General features: G+C 48.0%; 14 protein-coding genes, 1 tRNA gene and 1 other annotated feature. Of the genes, 6 read left to right on the top strand and 9 right to left on the bottom strand.

The features are described 5' to 3' along the window. Positions 1–61: 61 nt before the first annotated feature. From clpX to ACYUJT_RS23515, 4 genes are all read right to left on the bottom strand, one after another. On the bottom strand, positions 62–1,318 hold the full coding sequence (gene clpX, locus ACYUJT_RS23530; protein ID WP_155611495.1) for an ATP-dependent protease ATP-binding subunit ClpX: 1,257 nt from the start codon (positions 1,316–1,318) through the stop codon (positions 62–64). 12 nt (positions 1,319–1,330) lie between these two features. After that, positions 1,331–1,921, bottom strand: coding sequence for an ATP-dependent Clp endopeptidase proteolytic subunit ClpP (gene clpP, locus ACYUJT_RS23525; protein WP_460326998.1), 591 nt, complete (start codon positions 1,919–1,921; stop codon positions 1,331–1,333). A 265-nt stretch (positions 1,922–2,186) separates the two neighbouring features. After that, positions 2,187–3,521: a trigger factor gene (tig, locus tag ACYUJT_RS23520; RefSeq protein ID WP_460326996.1), complete on the bottom strand. Its 1,335-nt coding sequence runs from the start codon at positions 3,519–3,521 to the stop codon at positions 2,187–2,189. A gap of 203 nt (positions 3,522–3,724) precedes the next feature. Further along, positions 3,725–4,549, bottom strand: a complete 825-nt coding sequence (locus ACYUJT_RS23515; RefSeq protein ID WP_460327105.1) for a hypothetical protein — start codon at positions 4,547–4,549, stop codon at positions 3,725–3,727. A gap of 292 nt (positions 4,550–4,841) precedes the next feature. Here ACYUJT_RS23515 and ACYUJT_RS23510 point away from each other — a divergent pair. The 5 genes from ACYUJT_RS23510 to ACYUJT_RS23490 all read left to right on the top strand — a co-directional run bounded on the left by ACYUJT_RS23510 (position 4,842) and on the right by ACYUJT_RS23490 (position 7,719). Further along, positions 4,842–4,915 (top strand) — tRNA-Arg (locus ACYUJT_RS23510). 449 nt (positions 4,916–5,364) lie between these two features. Next, positions 5,365–5,832 carry a hypothetical protein gene (locus ACYUJT_RS23505; protein ID WP_460326994.1) on the top strand — a complete coding sequence of 156 codons (468 nt, stop codon included), beginning with the start codon at positions 5,365–5,367 and terminating at the stop codon, positions 5,830–5,832. A 230-nt stretch (positions 5,833–6,062) separates the two neighbouring features. Next, the gene (locus ACYUJT_RS23500) at positions 6,063–6,644 is read left to right on the top strand and encodes a thioredoxin family protein (protein WP_460326992.1); all 582 of its coding nucleotides are present in this window, start codon (positions 6,063–6,065) and stop codon (positions 6,642–6,644) included. A gap of 5 nt (positions 6,645–6,649) precedes the next feature. Next, positions 6,650–7,141, top strand: a complete 492-nt coding sequence (locus ACYUJT_RS23495) for a glutathione peroxidase (RefSeq protein ID WP_460326990.1) — start codon at positions 6,650–6,652, stop codon at positions 7,139–7,141. A 200-nt stretch (positions 7,142–7,341) separates the two neighbouring features. Further along, the gene (locus ACYUJT_RS23490) at positions 7,342–7,719 is read left to right on the top strand and encodes a PilZ domain-containing protein (protein WP_460326988.1); all 378 of its coding nucleotides are present in this window, start codon (positions 7,342–7,344) and stop codon (positions 7,717–7,719) included. A 90-nt stretch (positions 7,720–7,809) separates the two neighbouring features. Here ACYUJT_RS23490 and ACYUJT_RS23485 read toward each other — a convergent pair whose 3' ends face one another. From ACYUJT_RS23485 to ACYUJT_RS23465, 5 genes are all read right to left on the bottom strand, one after another. Next, complete coding sequence (locus tag ACYUJT_RS23485) at positions 7,810–10,242, bottom strand: hypothetical protein (protein WP_460326986.1); 2,433 nt, start codon at positions 10,240–10,242, stop codon at positions 7,810–7,812. Positions 10,243–10,273: 31 nt separating this feature from the next. Further along, positions 10,274–11,113, bottom strand: a complete 840-nt coding sequence (locus ACYUJT_RS23480; RefSeq protein ID WP_460326984.1) for a carbohydrate ABC transporter permease — start codon at positions 11,111–11,113, stop codon at positions 10,274–10,276. Then, positions 11,113–12,051, bottom strand: a complete 939-nt coding sequence (locus ACYUJT_RS23475; protein WP_460326982.1) for a carbohydrate ABC transporter permease — start codon at positions 12,049–12,051, stop codon at positions 11,113–11,115. The genes ACYUJT_RS23480 and ACYUJT_RS23475 overlap by 1 nt, the downstream gene beginning before the upstream one ends. A gap of 136 nt (positions 12,052–12,187) precedes the next feature. After that, positions 12,188–13,519 (bottom strand): ABC transporter substrate-binding protein, encoded by a 1,332-nt coding sequence (locus ACYUJT_RS23470; RefSeq protein ID WP_460327103.1) that lies wholly within the window; start codon positions 13,517–13,519, stop codon positions 12,188–12,190. A 136-nt stretch (positions 13,520–13,655) separates the two neighbouring features. Then, positions 13,656–14,693, bottom strand: a complete 1,038-nt coding sequence (locus tag ACYUJT_RS23465; protein WP_460326980.1) for a LacI family DNA-binding transcriptional regulator — start codon at positions 14,691–14,693, stop codon at positions 13,656–13,658. 195 nt (positions 14,694–14,888) lie between these two features. Further along, positions 14,889–15,107: a binding site (T-box leader), on the top strand. A 52-nt stretch (positions 15,108–15,159) separates the two neighbouring features. Here ACYUJT_RS23465 and ACYUJT_RS23460 point away from each other — a divergent pair. Further along, positions 15,160–17,037 carry an arginine--tRNA ligase gene (locus tag ACYUJT_RS23460; RefSeq protein WP_460326978.1) on the top strand — a complete coding sequence of 626 codons (1,878 nt, stop codon included), beginning with the start codon at positions 15,160–15,162 and terminating at the stop codon, positions 17,035–17,037. Positions 17,038–17,092: the final 55 nt, after the last annotated feature.

Here is a 17,092-nt window from a genome sequence, read left to right as displayed (position 1 = left end):
CGCGCCCTTGCAAAGGTGGAGAACCAGACATCTATTTTGTGGCGTATTCGGCCGTTAAGCCTTATGCGCTCTCTTCTTGCTTTTTGTTCTTCTTCGGCTCCAGTTCTGGAACCGTCTTGTCTTGAACGACCTTCTCCGTAATGACGCAATCCGTAATATCCTCGCGCGAAGGCACTTCATACATCAGATCCAGCATGATGCCCTCGATAATCGCACGGAGTCCACGCGCGCCCGTGTTCCGCTTGATCGCCTCCTGGGCGATTGCTTCAAGCGCCTTCGTTTCGAAAGTCAGGTTCACATTGTCGAGCTCAAGCAGCTTCTGATACTGCTTCACCAAAGCATTCTTCGGCTCGGACAGAATACGCACGAGCGTTTTCTCGTCGAGCGGCTCCAGTGTGGAGATCACCGGCAAACGGCCCACGAATTCAGGAATCAGACCAAACTTAAGCAAATCCTCCGGAAGCACCATAGAGAGATATTCGCCCGGTTTAAGATCCTTCTGCCCTTCGCTCACTGCGTTGAAGCCGATCACTTTCTTGCCGATCCGACGCTTGATAATTTGCTCCAGGCCGTCAAAGGCCCCGCCGCAAATAAACAAAATATTCGTCGTATCGATTTGAATGAATTCCTGATGCGGATGCTTACGTCCGCCTTGTGGAGGCACAGACGCTACAGTACCTTCCAGAATTTTGAGGAGGGCCTGCTGCACACCTTCACCTGATACGTCACGGGTAATGGATGGATTCTCGGATTTACGGGCCACTTTATCGATTTCATCGATGTAAATGATGCCGCGCTCCGCCTTCTCCACGTCATAATCCGCCGCCTGAATCAGTTTCAGCAAAATATTCTCGACGTCTTCGCCGACATACCCTGCTTCCGTCAGGGAAGTTGCATCAGCAATCGCGAACGGTACATTCAAAATTCTTGCCATCGTTTGCGCAAGCAACGTCTTACCGGAGCCCGTAGGACCGAGCAGCAAAATATTACTCTTCTGCAATTCGACGTCGTCAACCTTGCCTTGTATATTAACACGTTTGTAGTGATTATATACTGCAACGGACAGCGACTTCTTCGCCTGTTCCTGGCCAATGACATACTGATCCAGAATGTCGCGAATTTCCTTCGGCTTCGGAATTTCCTTCAGATCCAATTCCTCTTCGTGTCCGAGTTCCTCTTCCACAATCTCCGTGCACAATTCGATGCATTCGTCACATATATAAACGCCCGGTCCTGCAACAAGCTTGCGGACCTGCTCTTGCGATTTACCGCAAAACGAGCATTTCAATTGTCCCTTTTCATCGTTGAACTTAAACATGTAAACACCCCTTTATGGTTTAATCGGCTTACTAATGACCTGGTCTATGATCCCATAGGCCTTAGCCTCTTCCGCGCTCATGAAAAAGTCGCGGTCTGTATCGCGTTCGATTTTTTCAAGGGGTTGACCCGTCCGATCTACGTAGATCTGATTCAGCTTCTCTCTCGTCTTGATGATCCATTCGGCATGGATTTTGATATCCGCGGCTTGACCGCGCACACCGCCAAGCGGCTGGTGAATCATCACTTCACTATTCGGAAGTGCAAAACGTTTGCCCGGAGCACCCGCTGTTAGCAGGAGCGAACCCATGCTGGCAGCCATTCCTACGCAAATTGTAGAAACGTCTGGTTTGATATATTGCATCGTATCATATATACCCATCCCGGCTGTAACCGAACCACCAGGGGAATTGATGTACAGATGGATATCCTTCTCAGGATCTTCCGCTGCCAAGAACAACAGCTGGGCTATTACGAGATTGGCAACATCATCGTCAATCGCGTTGCTGAGAAAAATAATTCGATCCTTTAGCAGTCTCGAGTAAATATCGTAAGACCGTTCTCCCCGGCTTGTTTGTTCTACGACCATAGGTACCAGACTCATGCGACCAACCTCTTTTCCTTTTCAAATTCTTACGCTTACAGAAATATTCTATCACGTTCAAAGGCGCATGTCATTTTTCATTCGATACAGTGTATGACTTCCTGAACGTATTATATAACCAAAGACTTGTCCAGCTTAGCGATACCAATATATGTATTTTAAAAAAGTTAAAAATTAAGGCACGCATCTTATATACGTGCCTTAACATTGTCCAACTTGTTCTTACCAAAAGCCGCAAAAGCTTAAGATGGGCTAAGCCATCATCCTATTCTTCAGTTGCTTCTTCTTTAGCTTCTTCTTTCTTCTCAGCCGGAACCTCTTTGCTGTTCTCAAGCAAGAACTCAATCGTCTTGCGGAGAGTTACATCTTCGTTCAAAGTGCCAAGCGAACCGTTAGCCGCAAGAATGTTGCGGATCTCTTCCGGAGTACGCTTGTACGCTTCAGCCATATCGTTAAGCTCTTTGTTCACTTCTTCTTCGCTAGCCACGATATTTTCTGCCTTCGCGATTTGCTCCAGAACGAGGTTGTTGCGAACGCGTTTCTCGGCATCAGCTTTCATTTGCTCCTGCAGATCTTCGATGCTTTGGCCGGAGAAGCTCAAGAACATTTCCAGGTTCATGCCTTGGGAGCGAAGACGGTTGTCGAAATCGCGCACCATGTTTTGAACTTCGCTTTGAACCATCGACTCAGGAATTTCAACTTCAGCGTTCTCGCTTGCTTTATCAACGACGACTCCTTCGCGTGCTGCTTTGCTGTCTTTCTCCTTGCGGGAAAGAAGCTCTTTCTTCAGATCTTCTTTATATTCGGCAAGCGTATCGAATTCGCTGACGTCTTTCGCGAACTCGTCATCAAGCTCAGGCAGTTGTTTACGTTTGATTTCATGTACTTTAACCTTGAAGACAGCTTCTTTGCTAGCTAGATCTTCAGCATGGTAAGTCTCAGGGAAGGTCACAGTAACGTCTTTGAAATCTCCCGTTGCCAAACCGACGACTTGCTCTTCGAAGCCCGGAATGAATGTGCCGCTGCCAAGCTCCAGCGAATAACGCTCAGCTTTGCCGCCTTCAAACGGAACGCCGTCTACGGAACCGTCGAAGTCGATGACTACAGTATCGCCGTTTTGGGCTGCTTCTTCATCGATAACAACGAGTTCAGCATGACGCTGCTGCAAGCGCTCAAGCTCTTGGTTGATTTCTTCTTCAGTTACTTCTACCGGCTCTACAGGTACTTCGAGGCCTTTGTAGTTGCCAAGCGTTACTTCCGGTTTAACGATTACTTTGGCTTTGAACTTGAAAGGTTGTCCTTTCGCAAATTGCTCTACGTCCACTTCAGGACGGTCCACTGGGAAAATATCCGTTTGATCAACCGCTTCAGTGTATACTTCTGGAAGCAAGATGTCGATCGCGTCTTGATAAAGGGATTCAACGCCGAAACGCGCCTCAAAGATCGACCGTGGCACTTTACCTTTACGGAATCCAGGTACGTTTGCTTTCTTTACGACTTTTTGAAACGCTTTATCTAGTGCAGCAGATACGCGTTCTGCTTCAACTTCAACCTCAAGAACGCCGAGGTTCTTCTCTATTTTTTCCCAAGTTGCTTTCATTTTATGCCTTCCCCTCCAAATTTCACATATTACTATATTGAAATACCGAAACCGAATCGCGATAAAGCAGCTATCATGGTTCCAGTATAGCTGTCTCTATTCCACGTTCAGAATAACCACTATATTATAAACAACAATAAATGTTTTTACAAGAGCAGAACGAGAGGGTTCTCGGAGACCGCCATGCATCCCCGTATTCTCAATCAACCGCCTACGCCCGCAGCGACGAACTGCCGCATCGATCGGCAGGCCTGCTCAAACTTCAACCTCAAATCATCTGTTATGCCATAAAGCGTCCTCAGTTCCTCATCGTTTTTTCCGCCGGGAAGACTGTCCGAGACCATAAGATGCAGAGCTGCCGCCCAAATATCAATAATCGCATCCTCCTCGCTCAAGATCGAGAGGTAATTCTTTGTGCCGTAGATCGCCATAATGAACTGCGACCAGAGCTCCTGGGCAAAATAAAACAGCGTCGGATCATGCACCTGTGTCTCGTTGCCCACCCGCTCCAATACCGCTTGTATCGGTGCAGGGAATTGCTCAGGTTTCAGCGGAACAGCTTCGATATCAATCTCCACCGGCTCACCGCCGCGCTTCAAGTTCAGCGTTCCCTGCGTGCCCCGGCGCTGCAAAGTTTGTAGCACGCGGTATTGTAGCAGCGGATGCATATCCGTGCCCTCGATCCAGCGGATCAGCACCTCGTCCACTTCTGGCCTATCCAGGTACACCAACTGCTCCAGCGCAAGGAAGGTCTGCTCCGATAAAGGCTTCTCGGTTACGACATGAAGAAGCTTCTCGACGTAAAGATGATCCTCCGCCAGCTTGGCTTCGGCATGCTGCCTGGCCATATCCTCCTCAGCATAAGCGTCCTCTTCGGGCGCATCCCCCTGGTCAAAGCTTGGAAAAGCGCTGTTCAACCAATCGAGCAGAGCCTGCCATTCCTCATAATGGCGGGGATCCTGCCCTTGGCACTGCAGCAAAAATTGCAAGAGCTCCGCGGCTTCGCGGTATCGTTCCGTTTCCAGCATTCGCGTCAGCTCGATTTGATAATAATCCAACGTTTTAGGGAATAAAACAATGTTGTCCTTTTCATCGGGTCGAGAATTGCTGATATGCGCAACCTCCTTTGTTCCATAATTGCATTAATTGAAATTATAGCATAGACGTATTCGAGATAAAAATACTTGTATCCAAGACTTCATTTGCGGGTGCTTAAGTGTAGGCTATTAATGAAGGATTATTTTTATTTATTTACCTATTGATTCGTAGCGTTTGGTGTGTTAAAATATTTTTTGCTTGCGTTTTTAATATTTTTTTTATGTCCCAGTAGCTCAGCTGGATAGAGCAACGGCCTTCTAAGCCGTCGGTCAGGGGTTCGAATCCCTTCTGGGACGTATAGTAAAACTCTCCATCGGAGAGTTTTTTTGCGTCCAGTGGATGAGAACCCCTTGGGGGTTCGTCGAAGTGAGTACGTCGCGCAGAGCGGCTGGACGAACGAAGTCTCGCGCATGGAGCGCGAGTATCCCTTCTGGGACGTATAGTAAAACTCTCCATGGGAGAGTTTTTTTGCGTCCAGGGGATGAGAACCCCTTGGGGGGGCGTCGGAGTGAGTCCGCTATGCGCAGCAGCTGGACAAACGGAGTCTCGCGCAAGGAGCGCGAGTATCCCTTCTGGGACGTATAGTAAAACTCTCCATCGGAGAGTTTTTAAAAATAAATATTTTGCAACACGATCCGCTAAAATTCCACAAAACCTGAATATATCCCATAAGCCCTATGAAGATTTTCCCATTTCCTCCGATATAAATAAAAGAAATATTTTTATTCGACGAAGGAGGAAGATTATGCGTTACAGGATTTACCCCGCGGGTTTCACCAATCAAACGCTGGAGGTTGTCACTTCGGGAATTGGCGGCAATGCCAAGCTTATGGTGAATAACCAGGTGGTTACCGCCAAGAAAAGGGAACCGATGATTTTGCGCCGTGATGACGGACATGAAGTAGAGGCTGTGTGGAAAAAGGACTTATTCGGAGTGGACGTCCCCAATATCATTATTGACGGCTCGTTCATTCAGGTTACTAAACCGCTTCCTGTCGTAGCTAAAATATGGTGCTTCCTGCCGCTAGTATTTGTTTTTATCGGAGGAGCGCTCGGCGCCTTAATCGGCATACTTGCTGCGGCAGCCAACATCAGCGTGTTCCGGCTGCCAACCAATATTGCCGTGAAATTTATCGTAACCCTGCTGATCAGCCTGACCGGAACCGGCCTGTTATTATTCCTGGCCAGCACCCTTCACTTGCTGCTTCAGTAACTAATCGCATTAATCAAGGTTGTCATTTTTAATAGTTTTGAATACATAACTGAGCGAGTTTTTTCGACAATTATCTTCATTTGACGTGTCGAGGAGCTCGCTTTTCATTTGCTTTTCAATTAGGCATCTCAAGCAAAATGGAGTACAATAAAGACGTCCGACTGTCTACCAAATTCTGCTCATGTTGAAACGCAATCTATCAAACCTATTGATGAGGAGGTCCGTATTACATGAGTTTTACGTTGCAGCTTGGAGCCCAGGCTCCCGATTTTGAACTAAAGGCGACAGATGGAGCTTTGTATTCATTGGACAGCTTCGCTTCAGCCGATTACCTGGTAGTCTTCTTCACTTGCAACCATTGCCCTTACGTAGTCGGTTCCGATGAAGTGACTCGCCAAACGGCGGAGAAATTCAAAGACAAAGGCGTAGCCTTTGTCGGCATTAATGCAAACAGCGAAAACACGCATCCCGATGATTCTTATGAGCATATGATCCTTAGAATGGAGGAACACCGCTTCCCTTGGGTTTATCTCCGGGATATGGATCAAGACGCAGCCAAAGCTTACGGCGCGCTGCGCACACCTCACTTCTTCGTATTTGACAAACAGCGCCACCTTGTTTATACGGGTCGTGGAGTGGACAACCCTCGCGAGACTTCAAAAATGACGACCAATGACCTCGAGAGAGCTCTAACTGAGCTTACTTCAGGCCAATCGGTCAGCATGCCGTTAACGAATCCAATTGGCTGCAATGTCAAATGGGAAGGACAGGATGCCCACTGGATGCCAGCGGAAGCCTGTGATTTGGTATAACGAAAATGTCACAGCTATATCAATTTGAAGTCCGAACGATCGAGGGAGAAACTGCGACGCTTGAGCAATACAAAGGAAAAGTGCTGCTGATTGTCAACACGGCCAGCGCTTGCGGATTAACTCCGCAATATGAAGGATTGCAGCAATTATATGATACGTATGGCGAACAAGGACTGGTCGTTCTCGGCTTTCCCTGCAATCAATTTGCCGGGCAAGAGCCAGGTACGGAAGCGGAAATCAAAAGTTTCTGTGATTTGAACTACCAGGTCAGCTTCCCGCTCTTCGCCAAAATCGACGTCAAGGGCGAAAATGCCCACCCGTTGTATGAATATCTTGTAAGCCACGTTCCCGCTCCTTACCGGACAGGGGACATCGAATGGAATTTTGTCAAATTCCTTGCTGACCGGAACGGAAACATTCTTAAGCAGTACAGCGCGCGAACGGAACCATCTGCCCTGGAGGAGGATATCCGGCAAGCGCTTGACAACGCCGAGTAGCTGCTCTGCAACAAAAAAATGAGGTTGTTCGAAGAGTTTACTGCTCTTCTGAACAACCTCTTTTAGCTCTGAGAGTATTTTTTTTATAAGAATTTTTGAGTGCTCATTAAATATTTACATAAACCGATATAATATAATATCATTTACCTGAAACACCCTATGATCACCGGATTATATTCCTATTTACGGAGGACGTAACCATGACAACACGAAGAACGGATCCCTTCCGTTATTCAATGACCACACCCTTGCCCTGCTGGATAGAAATCAGGGAGATTAACAATGTTCCTGTTAACAGTAAATTAGCAGAAATCGAGCTGATCGATATTAGCAAGTCGGGATGCCGAATTCAGACCAAGCTGGATCTTCGCGCATCAACCCATCAGATTGAAGCTACAGTTCACGTACGACTTAATGAAGATTTACATAAGTTTCCGGGCAGCATTCTCTGGCAGAAAGAACATGAGAACGCCGTATTCCATTATGGCCTCTCGCTCGAACTAACGGATGAAATGAAAGAAAGTCTCAACATCGAGCTGCGGTCCTTGGCTGCCGCCCGCCGGATTGTGGTGCTGTAATACATAATATCTACATAAATAACCGCAGTTACAGATCTGAATTGATCTGCGACTGCGGTTATTGTTATCTGTGGGTATGTTATCCGTTCATCATTCCCCTTCACGCACGGCTTCCAGAGCGGACAGCTTCCCTTCCCAGTACCGAGCCCGCCTTAGCACTTCGCCTTTGTTCGCCTGAAGCACCAGCCCTTCTTCCTGAACAACGTATTTCATCGGATAAGCTGCATAGCTGGTTATGATCCAGCTATCTTCATCCTTCGTAATGTACCCGTTGACACAGCGAAGTTTTCCCTTCGCATCGCGATATAAATAAGTCGTCGTGCCGAATCCGAGCAAGTACGCCACAAGCTCTTCTCCCATATCCCAATCGTCGCCTGTCGCATTGGAGAACAGGGAAGCAAATAACGGATCGCTCGCGTCACGGAATACGGATTGTCCAAATCGATCCCGCGACAGGGATGGCATGTTCAAATTCGGGGCAGCCACGCTGTAAGTCGAAGCAGCTTCTCCAGGCTGCAAGCGGCGCGGCGTAGACGAGACGTTCCAATCATAGCAGTTGAAGACAGCCATCGCCGCACGATAAGCGGCCTCCAAGTACTGCGGGTTGCCAAGATGCTCGTAAGCTACCCGGGAAGAAGCCGCTACCAGGCCTCCCCATAAGGAATGGATCATGTACGACAAGGCTTCCCACCAGCGGTCTGGATTCTGCGCCCGGTAATCATTGCTGAAGCCGATATTGGCGAGGATCAACTGACCGTATTGCTCCGCTTCATCCCGCAACCCAACGGAGAGCAGTGTCTCACATGTCGGCCCAAACCCGGCATTATCATAGAAATGCTCCGTAATCGCACCAGCAAACGGTTTTGCATTCCGCTCCAGCCTGTCTCCAAATACCTTCCACAGCCGGATCAGCCTTTGATGCCACTCCAGCATCCCAGCCTCCCATAAATCCTTGAGCAAATCATCGATATACAATATAAACACGCCGCTTAAACCTGTTTCATCCTTCTCCCTCTGGCCTTGGTGACAGTCCGGATTCAACCGGACAGCAAGCACTTCCGCCGCCCACTCCAAATAAGTATGCGGCGTATTCAGTTTAAGCAGCGAAGCTTCCATGCGAGAGAGCAAGTAGAACACATGGGCGATATAGTCCAGATCAAATATACGATAAAAATTTCCATATAGAGCCCGCGGCTTGAGAAAGTTGCCATATTCAAACCAGTGACGCTTCATATCGAGCACCGCAGATGCTTCCGCTTTTTCCACTTGCTCCGGCACGGGAGTCGTCAGACCATTTTTCATGAGGAGGAACGTGAGTTTCCCTAATGACTCTCCCTGATTGGATAGCGGCAAAAATGCATGCGCTCTTCCCGATGTTCCCTCTGCGTCATAGTTGTTGCGGCAGAGCCACTCCGCACGCTTCTCCAGTATACGGTCGATTGGTTCAAGCACATTCCATACGAGCACATCTTTGCGCCCATCCTTCAGCAGCAGTTCAAGCTTGTGCTCCCCCGGCTGTGTCCGCTGCAAGGCAGCCTGGAATACCCCTTGACGCTCGTCGTCCGCCACGAAAAAAGCCGTAATATCTTCCTCCTGAACTACACCTTGATGAGGCGATGTAGTAAGCAGCCTAACCTGCTGGAACTGCTGGCCGGGCGGAAGCTCCAGCTCCGCTTGAAATAGCCCGCCTGACGTCAACACCGGAGTATAAGTCCAGCGGGGATGCCCATGCACTAACGCTTGCTGATAAAAATCCTCCTGATCGTGACAAGCAGCAAACGTAAACTCCCACTGCATACGCTGCCCTGCTTCCAAAATCAACGGATGATACTCATCCCTGTAAATCCAATCAACAGCTGCCGATTCCGGCATCGAGCTTCCATCCTCGACGAGCGATAATTGATGGAACAGCAGACCATCAAGCGATGGCGACACCTGCTCCAGAAAACGATTCTCATATCTGCAAAATGAACCGAACGCCGCTGAACGCCCCTTTTTTCCATAAATACCGAGATGGGGTGCCTCATTACTGCGCCGGATTGCTGCGAACTTGGGGAATTCCCCTCCCATATGCGCAAATACCGCACAAGATTGACTTATGTTGCGCAGCACGTTTTCGTCACGAAACATCACATAGGCTAACGAGAACCAGAGATGGAATCCATCGATTCGCAGCTCCTTGTCCGTAGCATTGGAGCTCTCGATATGCCAGATCATCCGCTCCTCTTCAAGCCGATAAGTCAGTGTAATCGTCAGTCCCTCTGCATTGAAGGAGATTTCAGCACAACGATCACTTTCCTTTCTAACGGCCGGGATCAGATCGAAGCTTCTTATTGTGCGTCCGTTCACTTCCGCTGTCCATTCCCCGAACAGCTTATCAACATCATCATAACCTGCCTCTGCCATATAACCGGGATCAACAACCCAGTTCATCTCGTAAGGATCGTCCTTCATCCTCAGAGACTTTACCGCTCCACGCTCTGTAAAGGCAAGTTCAAACTTTGGATTGCTCAGTATGTTCATATGTCTCCACCCCTCAGTCTTGTCACCTTTATCATTTTTTGACTCCGCTGAGCGAAATGCCCCCTAGAATAAGATTTTGCGTAAAATAGAACAGCGTTGCCGGGAACAGAACCGATAAGCAAGATACCGCCATCAGCTTCTCGTATTCAATATTAAAAGCATTCTTAAATAAATTGATTCCGAGCGGCAGCGTGTACATGCTCTGGTCATTTATAAAAATGAGCGGCGTTAAAAATTCATTCCAGCACCAGACGAAATGGAACACTCCTATGACGACCACGATCGGGCGGCATAACGGCAGGATGATGCTCCAATAAATCTGCCAGCGGTTGCACCCGTCAATCTCAGCCGCTTCATCCAGATCTCGCGGAACCCCCATAATGAACTGCCGGGCTAGGAAGATGAAAAACGCGGAGCCAAACGCCCCCGGCAAAATCATGGGCCAAAGCGTATTAATGAGTCCCATCTTGTTGTACTGGATGTATAACGGAATAGCCGTCACATCCCAAGGAATTACCATCGTACCGATCACGAAAAGGAACAGAGCATTTCTGCCCCAAAAATTGATCCGGGCAAATCCGAAGGCGACCATCGTAGCGGACAGCATGGCAAACGGAGTCGATACGGCCACTACGATCAGTGTATTCAGAAGGAAGCGGCCAAAAGGTTGCGCGTTCCAAGCATCAGCGAAGTTATGCAGCTGCCAATTTGCTGGTATGAGCTCCGGCTTGGCTGTAAAAATATCCTCCGGCGCTTTCACCGCAGTGGACAGCATCCAGGCGATCGGAAAGAGGAAAGCTGCTGCACAGAGCACAATTAAAACCATAAACAGGATAGATTGAATACGTTTTTTGCCCTCTATCGCGTGCATTAGCGACCACCTCCGTCGTCTTCATAATGAACCCAGTATTTAGAAGATGCCAGAACAAGCCCCGTCAATAGCACGATCAGAATGAACATCACCCAGGCCATGGCCGAGGCGTAACCCATTTTGAAGTGGGTGAACGCATTGCGATAGACGTGAAGAGAATAGAAATACGTCGAGTTCGCCGGCCCTCCTCCTGTCAGCACAAACGCAAGAACGATCGTCTGGAATGCTGAGATCAGGCTCGTCAAAATATTAAATAGAATCGTCGGCGTAATTAGCGGAATTGTGATGTTGAAAAATTTACGTACGGGTCCTGCCCCGTCAATATCCGCTGCTTCGTAATATTCGGAGGATACCGAGCGAAGCGCTGACAGGTACAGCACCATCGGAGAGCCGACGCCCCATAGAGCAATGAATATAAGCGCGTATAGAGCAACGTTTGGATCGGTCAACCAGTGCACTCGTGGAAGCCCGACGAACTCCAGCATATAATTGACCGGCCCAAAGTCGTCGTTCAGCATCCAGCTAAAAATTAGCGCGAGCGTTACCCCTTGAATTAGGGATGGCAAATAAAAAATCGATCTGAAAAATTTAATGCCATAGGTGGCCCGGTTGAGCAGGACAGCGATGAGAATCGCAAACACGACCTGCAAGGGCACCATAATGAACACGTATTTAAATGTGACGATCATCGACTTAAAATAGAAGGGATCGCTCGTGAACATATGGATGTAATTTTTAACGCCGATAAATTTCGGGCTGCCAACCATATTCCATTCGGTGAAGCTGATCCCTAAAGAGAAAACCATAGGGCCAAACATCAGCAGAAGAAAGCCGATGAGCCACGGCGAGATAAAGAATAAGCCCGCCGCATTCTCACGAAGCCTTTTCCTTCTGAAGGAACGTTTCAATAGAGTCTGATCTACGCTGGATTGTGCCATGTTGTCATCACCTCAATTTGAGGAGAAGGGGAGGCTTTGACAGCTTGACAGCTTGACAGCTTTGCAGTCCTTGCTTGTCAGCTTGTAAGCCCCAAGCCTCCCATCCTTCCATTACTGTAAATCCATACTGAACCCGTTATTTCAAAACCGCTTGAGCCTGCTTGGCCGCATCATTCAAAGTGCTCTGAATATCGGCATTATTATAGAAGATCGACTGCACCCCTGCGCGAATCATATCCTCAGCCTCACTCCATTTTTCGTTCCGCATGCTCGCAATCAGCTTGTCGCTGCCCTCTAATTCTTTTGCAAAGGCTTCCAAGTACGGATCCGTGGCATAGCCATTTTCTTCGTCTACGGAGATGACTGGCGAGAATGCGAACTTATTCGCAGTGATAATTTTGATTCCTTCTTCACCCGACATGAACTTGATCAATTCCCATGCCGCCTCTTTGTTCTTGCCCGACTTCGGCATCGAGTAGCCAGACGTATGGATAATGCCTTTTAAGCTGCCGCCCTCCGGCAGAGGATGCGTCACGGTTCCGATATCCAGCTTACCTTCCTTCAGAATGTCCCCGAGCGGCCACATCCCGTTGTCGAACATCGCGATTTGTCCTGTCTGGAACGATTCCAAGCCGTTGTTCGTGCTGAATTTGCCCGCAGAGTTGATTTTGGAGGATGCATCGTACAGTTGTTTCAGGAAAGTCATCGCCTTCACATTCTCAGCACTGTTCAACACGCCTTCAACCGTTTTCCCGTCATCGCTTACCATGTCTCCGCCGTTGCTCCAGACATACGGCTGCATCGTCATTACATCATCCGGCGTCATAATGAATCCGTATTGTCCAGGCTTGGTCAGCTTCTGGACGGTATCGACAAATTCATCCCACTTCCATCCATCTTGCGGATATGGTACGCCTGCCTCATCAAACAGCTTTTTATTGTAGTAAATTGCACGTGTGGAATACGTGGTCGGAAGTCCCCACAGTTTGCCATCATATTTCATGTAATCCATTAAGATCGGATAATATTTGCCGAGATCGTAATTGTCCTTATCTACCCAGGCTTGCATATCTTCAAGGGCTCCGCCCGGCACGTACAGCGGATAGTTCCAGGCCATAAACACATCAGGAGCAGTATCTGACGCGAGCGATGTCAGCAACTTCTGGTCGTAGTTATCAGGCACGGATTCGACTTTGACTTTAATGTTAGGGTGTTTCTCCATAAAAGCATTAATCGCATTCTGGTAAGGCTGAAGCGTCTGTCCGGAATCCCAAGTCATAAAACGAAGCGTCACTTCATTTCCGGATGCTTCTTTATTCCCCCCATTAGCCGCTGTCCCAGGTGAGTTGGCACCGCTTTCATTTTTGCCGCCACAGGCGGACAGCAAACCGAGACACAACGCAGCTACCAGGGATAGCATAAACCATCTTTTGTTCCTGCTTTTGCCCTTGCTTGTACTCATGCTCATTTTCACTTTGACCCCTCCCTAATGTGTGGTACATGTATATGTGAGCTTGCCTCCATCAGCAAGTTGTCACCATTCCGTCAAAAATTTAAACGTTTAGATTTTATTGGAAAAGAGGAGCTGTCACGAAAAAATTCCTTCATTTCTTCGGGGCAGCTACGGAATCACGCTCAATCAACCGACAGGCCGGCATATTCATAGGCTCGTTTTTCTTTCCTTGCATAAGATCATGGAGAACCTCCATCGCTTGGTATCCCATTTCATGCAACGGAATATCCATAGTTGTAATGCGGGGAGTCAAATAATCGCTGAATTCACGATTATCGAACCCGATCACGGACAAGTCCGCCGGCACCTTTACTCCGGCTTCGTTTGCCGCTTCCAGAATCCCGACAACCATAACATCATTCATAGACAAAATCGCTGTCGGCGGCTCCGGCAAAGCCAATAATTCCTTCGTCAACCGGTAACCTGATACCCGCTCCCAATCCCCCATCTTGATATAGAGCGGATCGAAGGGCAGTTCGAACTCAGTTACTGCCTTGTAATATCCATTCAAGCGGAGACGTGACGGAATCGAGTCCATCAAGCCGCTAATTATGGCAATTCGCCGGTGTCCTTTTTGAACTAAATAGGACATTGCTTCATAAGATGCCTGCTCATCGTTATATTGAATTGCGACATCGTCCTGAGTATACCCGTACGTGTAAACGATCGGTTTGCCCTCCGTATTGATCAATCCGCTCAAGTCTCGGGTATGTACGCCAATGTAAATGATCCCGTCCACCTGCTTGCTGAGCAGCTCGGACACGGCGCTTGTAGCATATTTTTTGTACTTGTCGATGTTATCGAAATCGCGGCCGATCCGTTTATCCAGACGCAGGTTCGTCAGCAAAATATGCAGATCATGGCGGTCGCCGTAATCGTTAATGCCGTCGATAATTTCCGGCGTGTTAAATACGGTAACGTCTTCCGCAATTACGCCGATCGTGTCTGTACGTCTGCGCTTCAGGCTCTTGGCAATGTCGTTCGGCTTATAATTGAGCTCTTCGATCACGGCCAATACCCGTTCACGCGTTATGGGACGGACATTTCGTGTGCCATTCAGGACGTAGGAGACGGTAGCAGTAGACACATTCGCTTTGGCTGCTATATCTTTGATGCTAATGTTAGCCATACTCCACCTCCTCAAATTAATAAATTATCGTAAATCTAAACGTTTAGATTTATATTTTTTATACCATATCCTCTTTCGCACTGCAAGCGTTTTCTTCTAAACAAGATAAAAGAAATTATTGCTTAGGTGAATGGGTTCTTCAAAAAAAGGTAGATATTTCTTGGCGAATCTGGTTATAATAGTCCAAAGTTTATATGCGAATCAATGATTGGAAGAGTAATTATTGTCCTCTACGTCCAAGCGAGCCGGGATAGTGAGAGCCGGCCGGAGTCAATAATGAAGCGGATCCATGAGATGGACTTCTGAACTGTAAAGTAGGAAGCCCCGGTCAGAGCCGTTATTCTATAAGGTGGTTGAACTTTATGTTTAACAACAAGAGTGGTACCGCGAGCACAATAAGTCCTCGTCTCTTATGAGACGTGGGCTTTTTTTATTTTAACAAGAAATTTTATTGGGGGGATTATAAATGTTAAGTCATTTGGTTATGAAACATGTAGCCGATGCTGTTCAAAGTCTGTTTGAAAACTTAGGCGAAGACGATTTTGAGTTTACTGTCAAAATTGAACAACCCGCAAACCTCGAACATGGCGACTATTCCAGTAATATCGCGATGCAGTTAGCAAAGCCACTTAGGAAGCCTCCTCTGCAAATCGCAGAGCTAATCAAGGCGAAGATCATCCAACAGGGGAATATGCAAAATTTATTGAGCCGAATCGAAGTCGTTTCTCCTGGATTTTTAAATTTATATATCAACTGGGAAGAATGGATGCAGCGTGAATTCGAGCTACCGGAGTGCCCACCTGAAAAAGTAGTCATCGAGCATACCTCCATCAATCCAAACAAGTCAGCGCATATCGGCCATCTAAGGAACTCATGCATTGGCGATACGTTAGTAAGGCTGCTCAGAAGAGTCGGCTATCATGTCGAAGTTCATAATTACATCGATGATTTAGGCAATCAATTAGCGGATACCGTGGTGGGATTGCTGCACATTCCTTTACCGGGAGAACACGGGCGTTTCGGGGATTATTGCTGGGACCTATACGCAACGACCAACAAAGCGTATGCAATGAACCCCGAGCTGGCTGAGAACCGCATCACAGTGCTTCATGACCTGGAGAGCGGCAACTCCAACGTATCGTGGATTGGCATGCTTGCGGCGGAGCGGATCGTTCGTGAGCATCTTGAGGATATGAGCGCATTTGGTATTCAATACGATCTCCTCGTCTGGGAGAGCAGCATCGTAAGAGAAGGGTTCTGGCATTCGGCGTTTCAGTTGCTGCAGAAAACCCCATCATTTTATCAAGAAACCGAAGGAAAGCTGGCTGGCTGCTGGGTTTTGAAGCAAAACGCAGAGAGTCAGGCTGAGGGCAGCTTGCAGCAGGGAACAACCGATCATGCCGCAGAGAAAGTTCTGGTGCGTTCCAACGGTATTTTAACCTACACAGCCAAAGATATTGCATACCATTTGTGGAAATACGGCTTGCTGGACAAAGATTTTGCGTATCAGAAATTTACCGGTGATTTATGGATAACCCGCTCTTACGGGATCGAGAAAAATAATTTCGGCAAAGCCAGTTCGGTTATTAACGTCATTGACTACCGGCAGGAATATCCTCAGGCCATGGTGAAGCAGGCGCTTCAGGCATTGGGTTATTCGAAAGAAGCGGAGAAGCTGCATCATGTAAGCTACGGTGTCGTCTCTTTGAGCCCTTCGTCGGCCTCGGAACTAGGGATCGACATATCCGATGGCAAGAGCTCCTATGCCATGTCCGGACGCCAAGGGATTGGAATCAAAGTAACTGAGTTACTGGATATCATGGAGAGCGTGATCGAGCCTAAGCGCACGGAGCAAAGCGGACCGTCCAGCAGAGAGATTGCGGCCGCTGCGATAAGGTATTATTTGCTGCGCTTCAGCCTTCAGACCGAGGTGGTATTTGACTTACAACAGGCCACTGAAATCTCAGGCAATACAGGCGTGTATTTGTTATACGCTTATGCCCGTGCCAGTAGTGTGTTAAGGAAAACGCAGGAACTGAATATTCAGCAGTATAATGATCCGGTCAAAATAACTTCGCTGGAGTCCGCCGAAAGAGCTTTGCTGAGGCATATCAGCGGCTGGCTCGATACTCTGCACAGTGCGAGCAAGGAATTGACGCCAAATACAATATGCGGTTATGCCTACCAATTGGCTGCGTTGTTTAATAACTTTTATACGGCTTGCAGGATTCTGAAAGCAGACGGTGAAGTCCAGCACTTTCGCATTTGGTTGACCGCCAAAGCTAAAGAGACGTTAGGGGATGCACTGCAGGTGCTTGGCTTGCCGGCGCCTAGCCGTATGTAAGTTTAAACTTAAAAAAACTCTCCATAGGAGAGTTTAGCTACGTCCCAGAAGGGAT

It is taken from the genome of Paenibacillus sp. YSY-4.3 (assembly GCF_054767475.1).
Note: the sequence above shows the minus strand (reverse complement) of the source record. Positions and strands in the feature narration are given on the sequence as shown.

Excerpts from the sequence above, each read along its gene's own strand:
- clpX (WP_155611495.1), bottom strand. The coding sequence starts at position 1,318 with ATGTTTAAGTTCAACGATGAAAAGGGACAATTGAAATGCTCGTTTTGC.
- clpP (WP_460326998.1), bottom strand. The coding sequence starts at position 1,921 with ATGAGTCTGGTACCTATGGTCGTAGAACAAACAAGCCGGGGAGAACGG.
- tig (WP_460326996.1), bottom strand. The coding sequence starts at position 3,521 with ATGAAAGCAACTTGGGAAAAAATAGAGAAGAACCTCGGCGTTCTTGAG.
- ACYUJT_RS23515 (WP_460327105.1), bottom strand. The coding sequence starts at position 4,549 with ATGCTGGAAACGGAACGATACCGCGAAGCCGCGGAGCTCTTGCAATTT.
- ACYUJT_RS23505 (WP_460326994.1), top strand. The coding sequence starts at position 5,365 with ATGCGTTACAGGATTTACCCCGCGGGTTTCACCAATCAAACGCTGGAG.
- ACYUJT_RS23500 (WP_460326992.1), top strand. The coding sequence starts at position 6,063 with ATGAGTTTTACGTTGCAGCTTGGAGCCCAGGCTCCCGATTTTGAACTA.
- ACYUJT_RS23495 (WP_460326990.1), top strand. The coding sequence starts at position 6,650 with ATGTCACAGCTATATCAATTTGAAGTCCGAACGATCGAGGGAGAAACT.
- ACYUJT_RS23490 (WP_460326988.1), top strand. The coding sequence starts at position 7,342 with ATGACAACACGAAGAACGGATCCCTTCCGTTATTCAATGACCACACCC.
- ACYUJT_RS23485 (WP_460326986.1), bottom strand. The coding sequence starts at position 10,242 with ATGAACATACTGAGCAATCCAAAGTTTGAACTTGCCTTTACAGAGCGT.
- ACYUJT_RS23480 (WP_460326984.1), bottom strand. The coding sequence starts at position 11,113 with ATGCACGCGATAGAGGGCAAAAAACGTATTCAATCTATCCTGTTTATG.
- ACYUJT_RS23475 (WP_460326982.1), bottom strand. The coding sequence starts at position 12,051 with ATGGCACAATCCAGCGTAGATCAGACTCTATTGAAACGTTCCTTCAGA.
- ACYUJT_RS23470 (WP_460327103.1), bottom strand. The coding sequence starts at position 13,519 with ATGAGCATGAGTACAAGCAAGGGCAAAAGCAGGAACAAAAGATGGTTT.
- ACYUJT_RS23465 (WP_460326980.1), bottom strand. The coding sequence starts at position 14,693 with ATGGCTAACATTAGCATCAAAGATATAGCAGCCAAAGCGAATGTGTCT.
- ACYUJT_RS23460 (WP_460326978.1), top strand. The coding sequence starts at position 15,160 with ATGTTAAGTCATTTGGTTATGAAACATGTAGCCGATGCTGTTCAAAGT.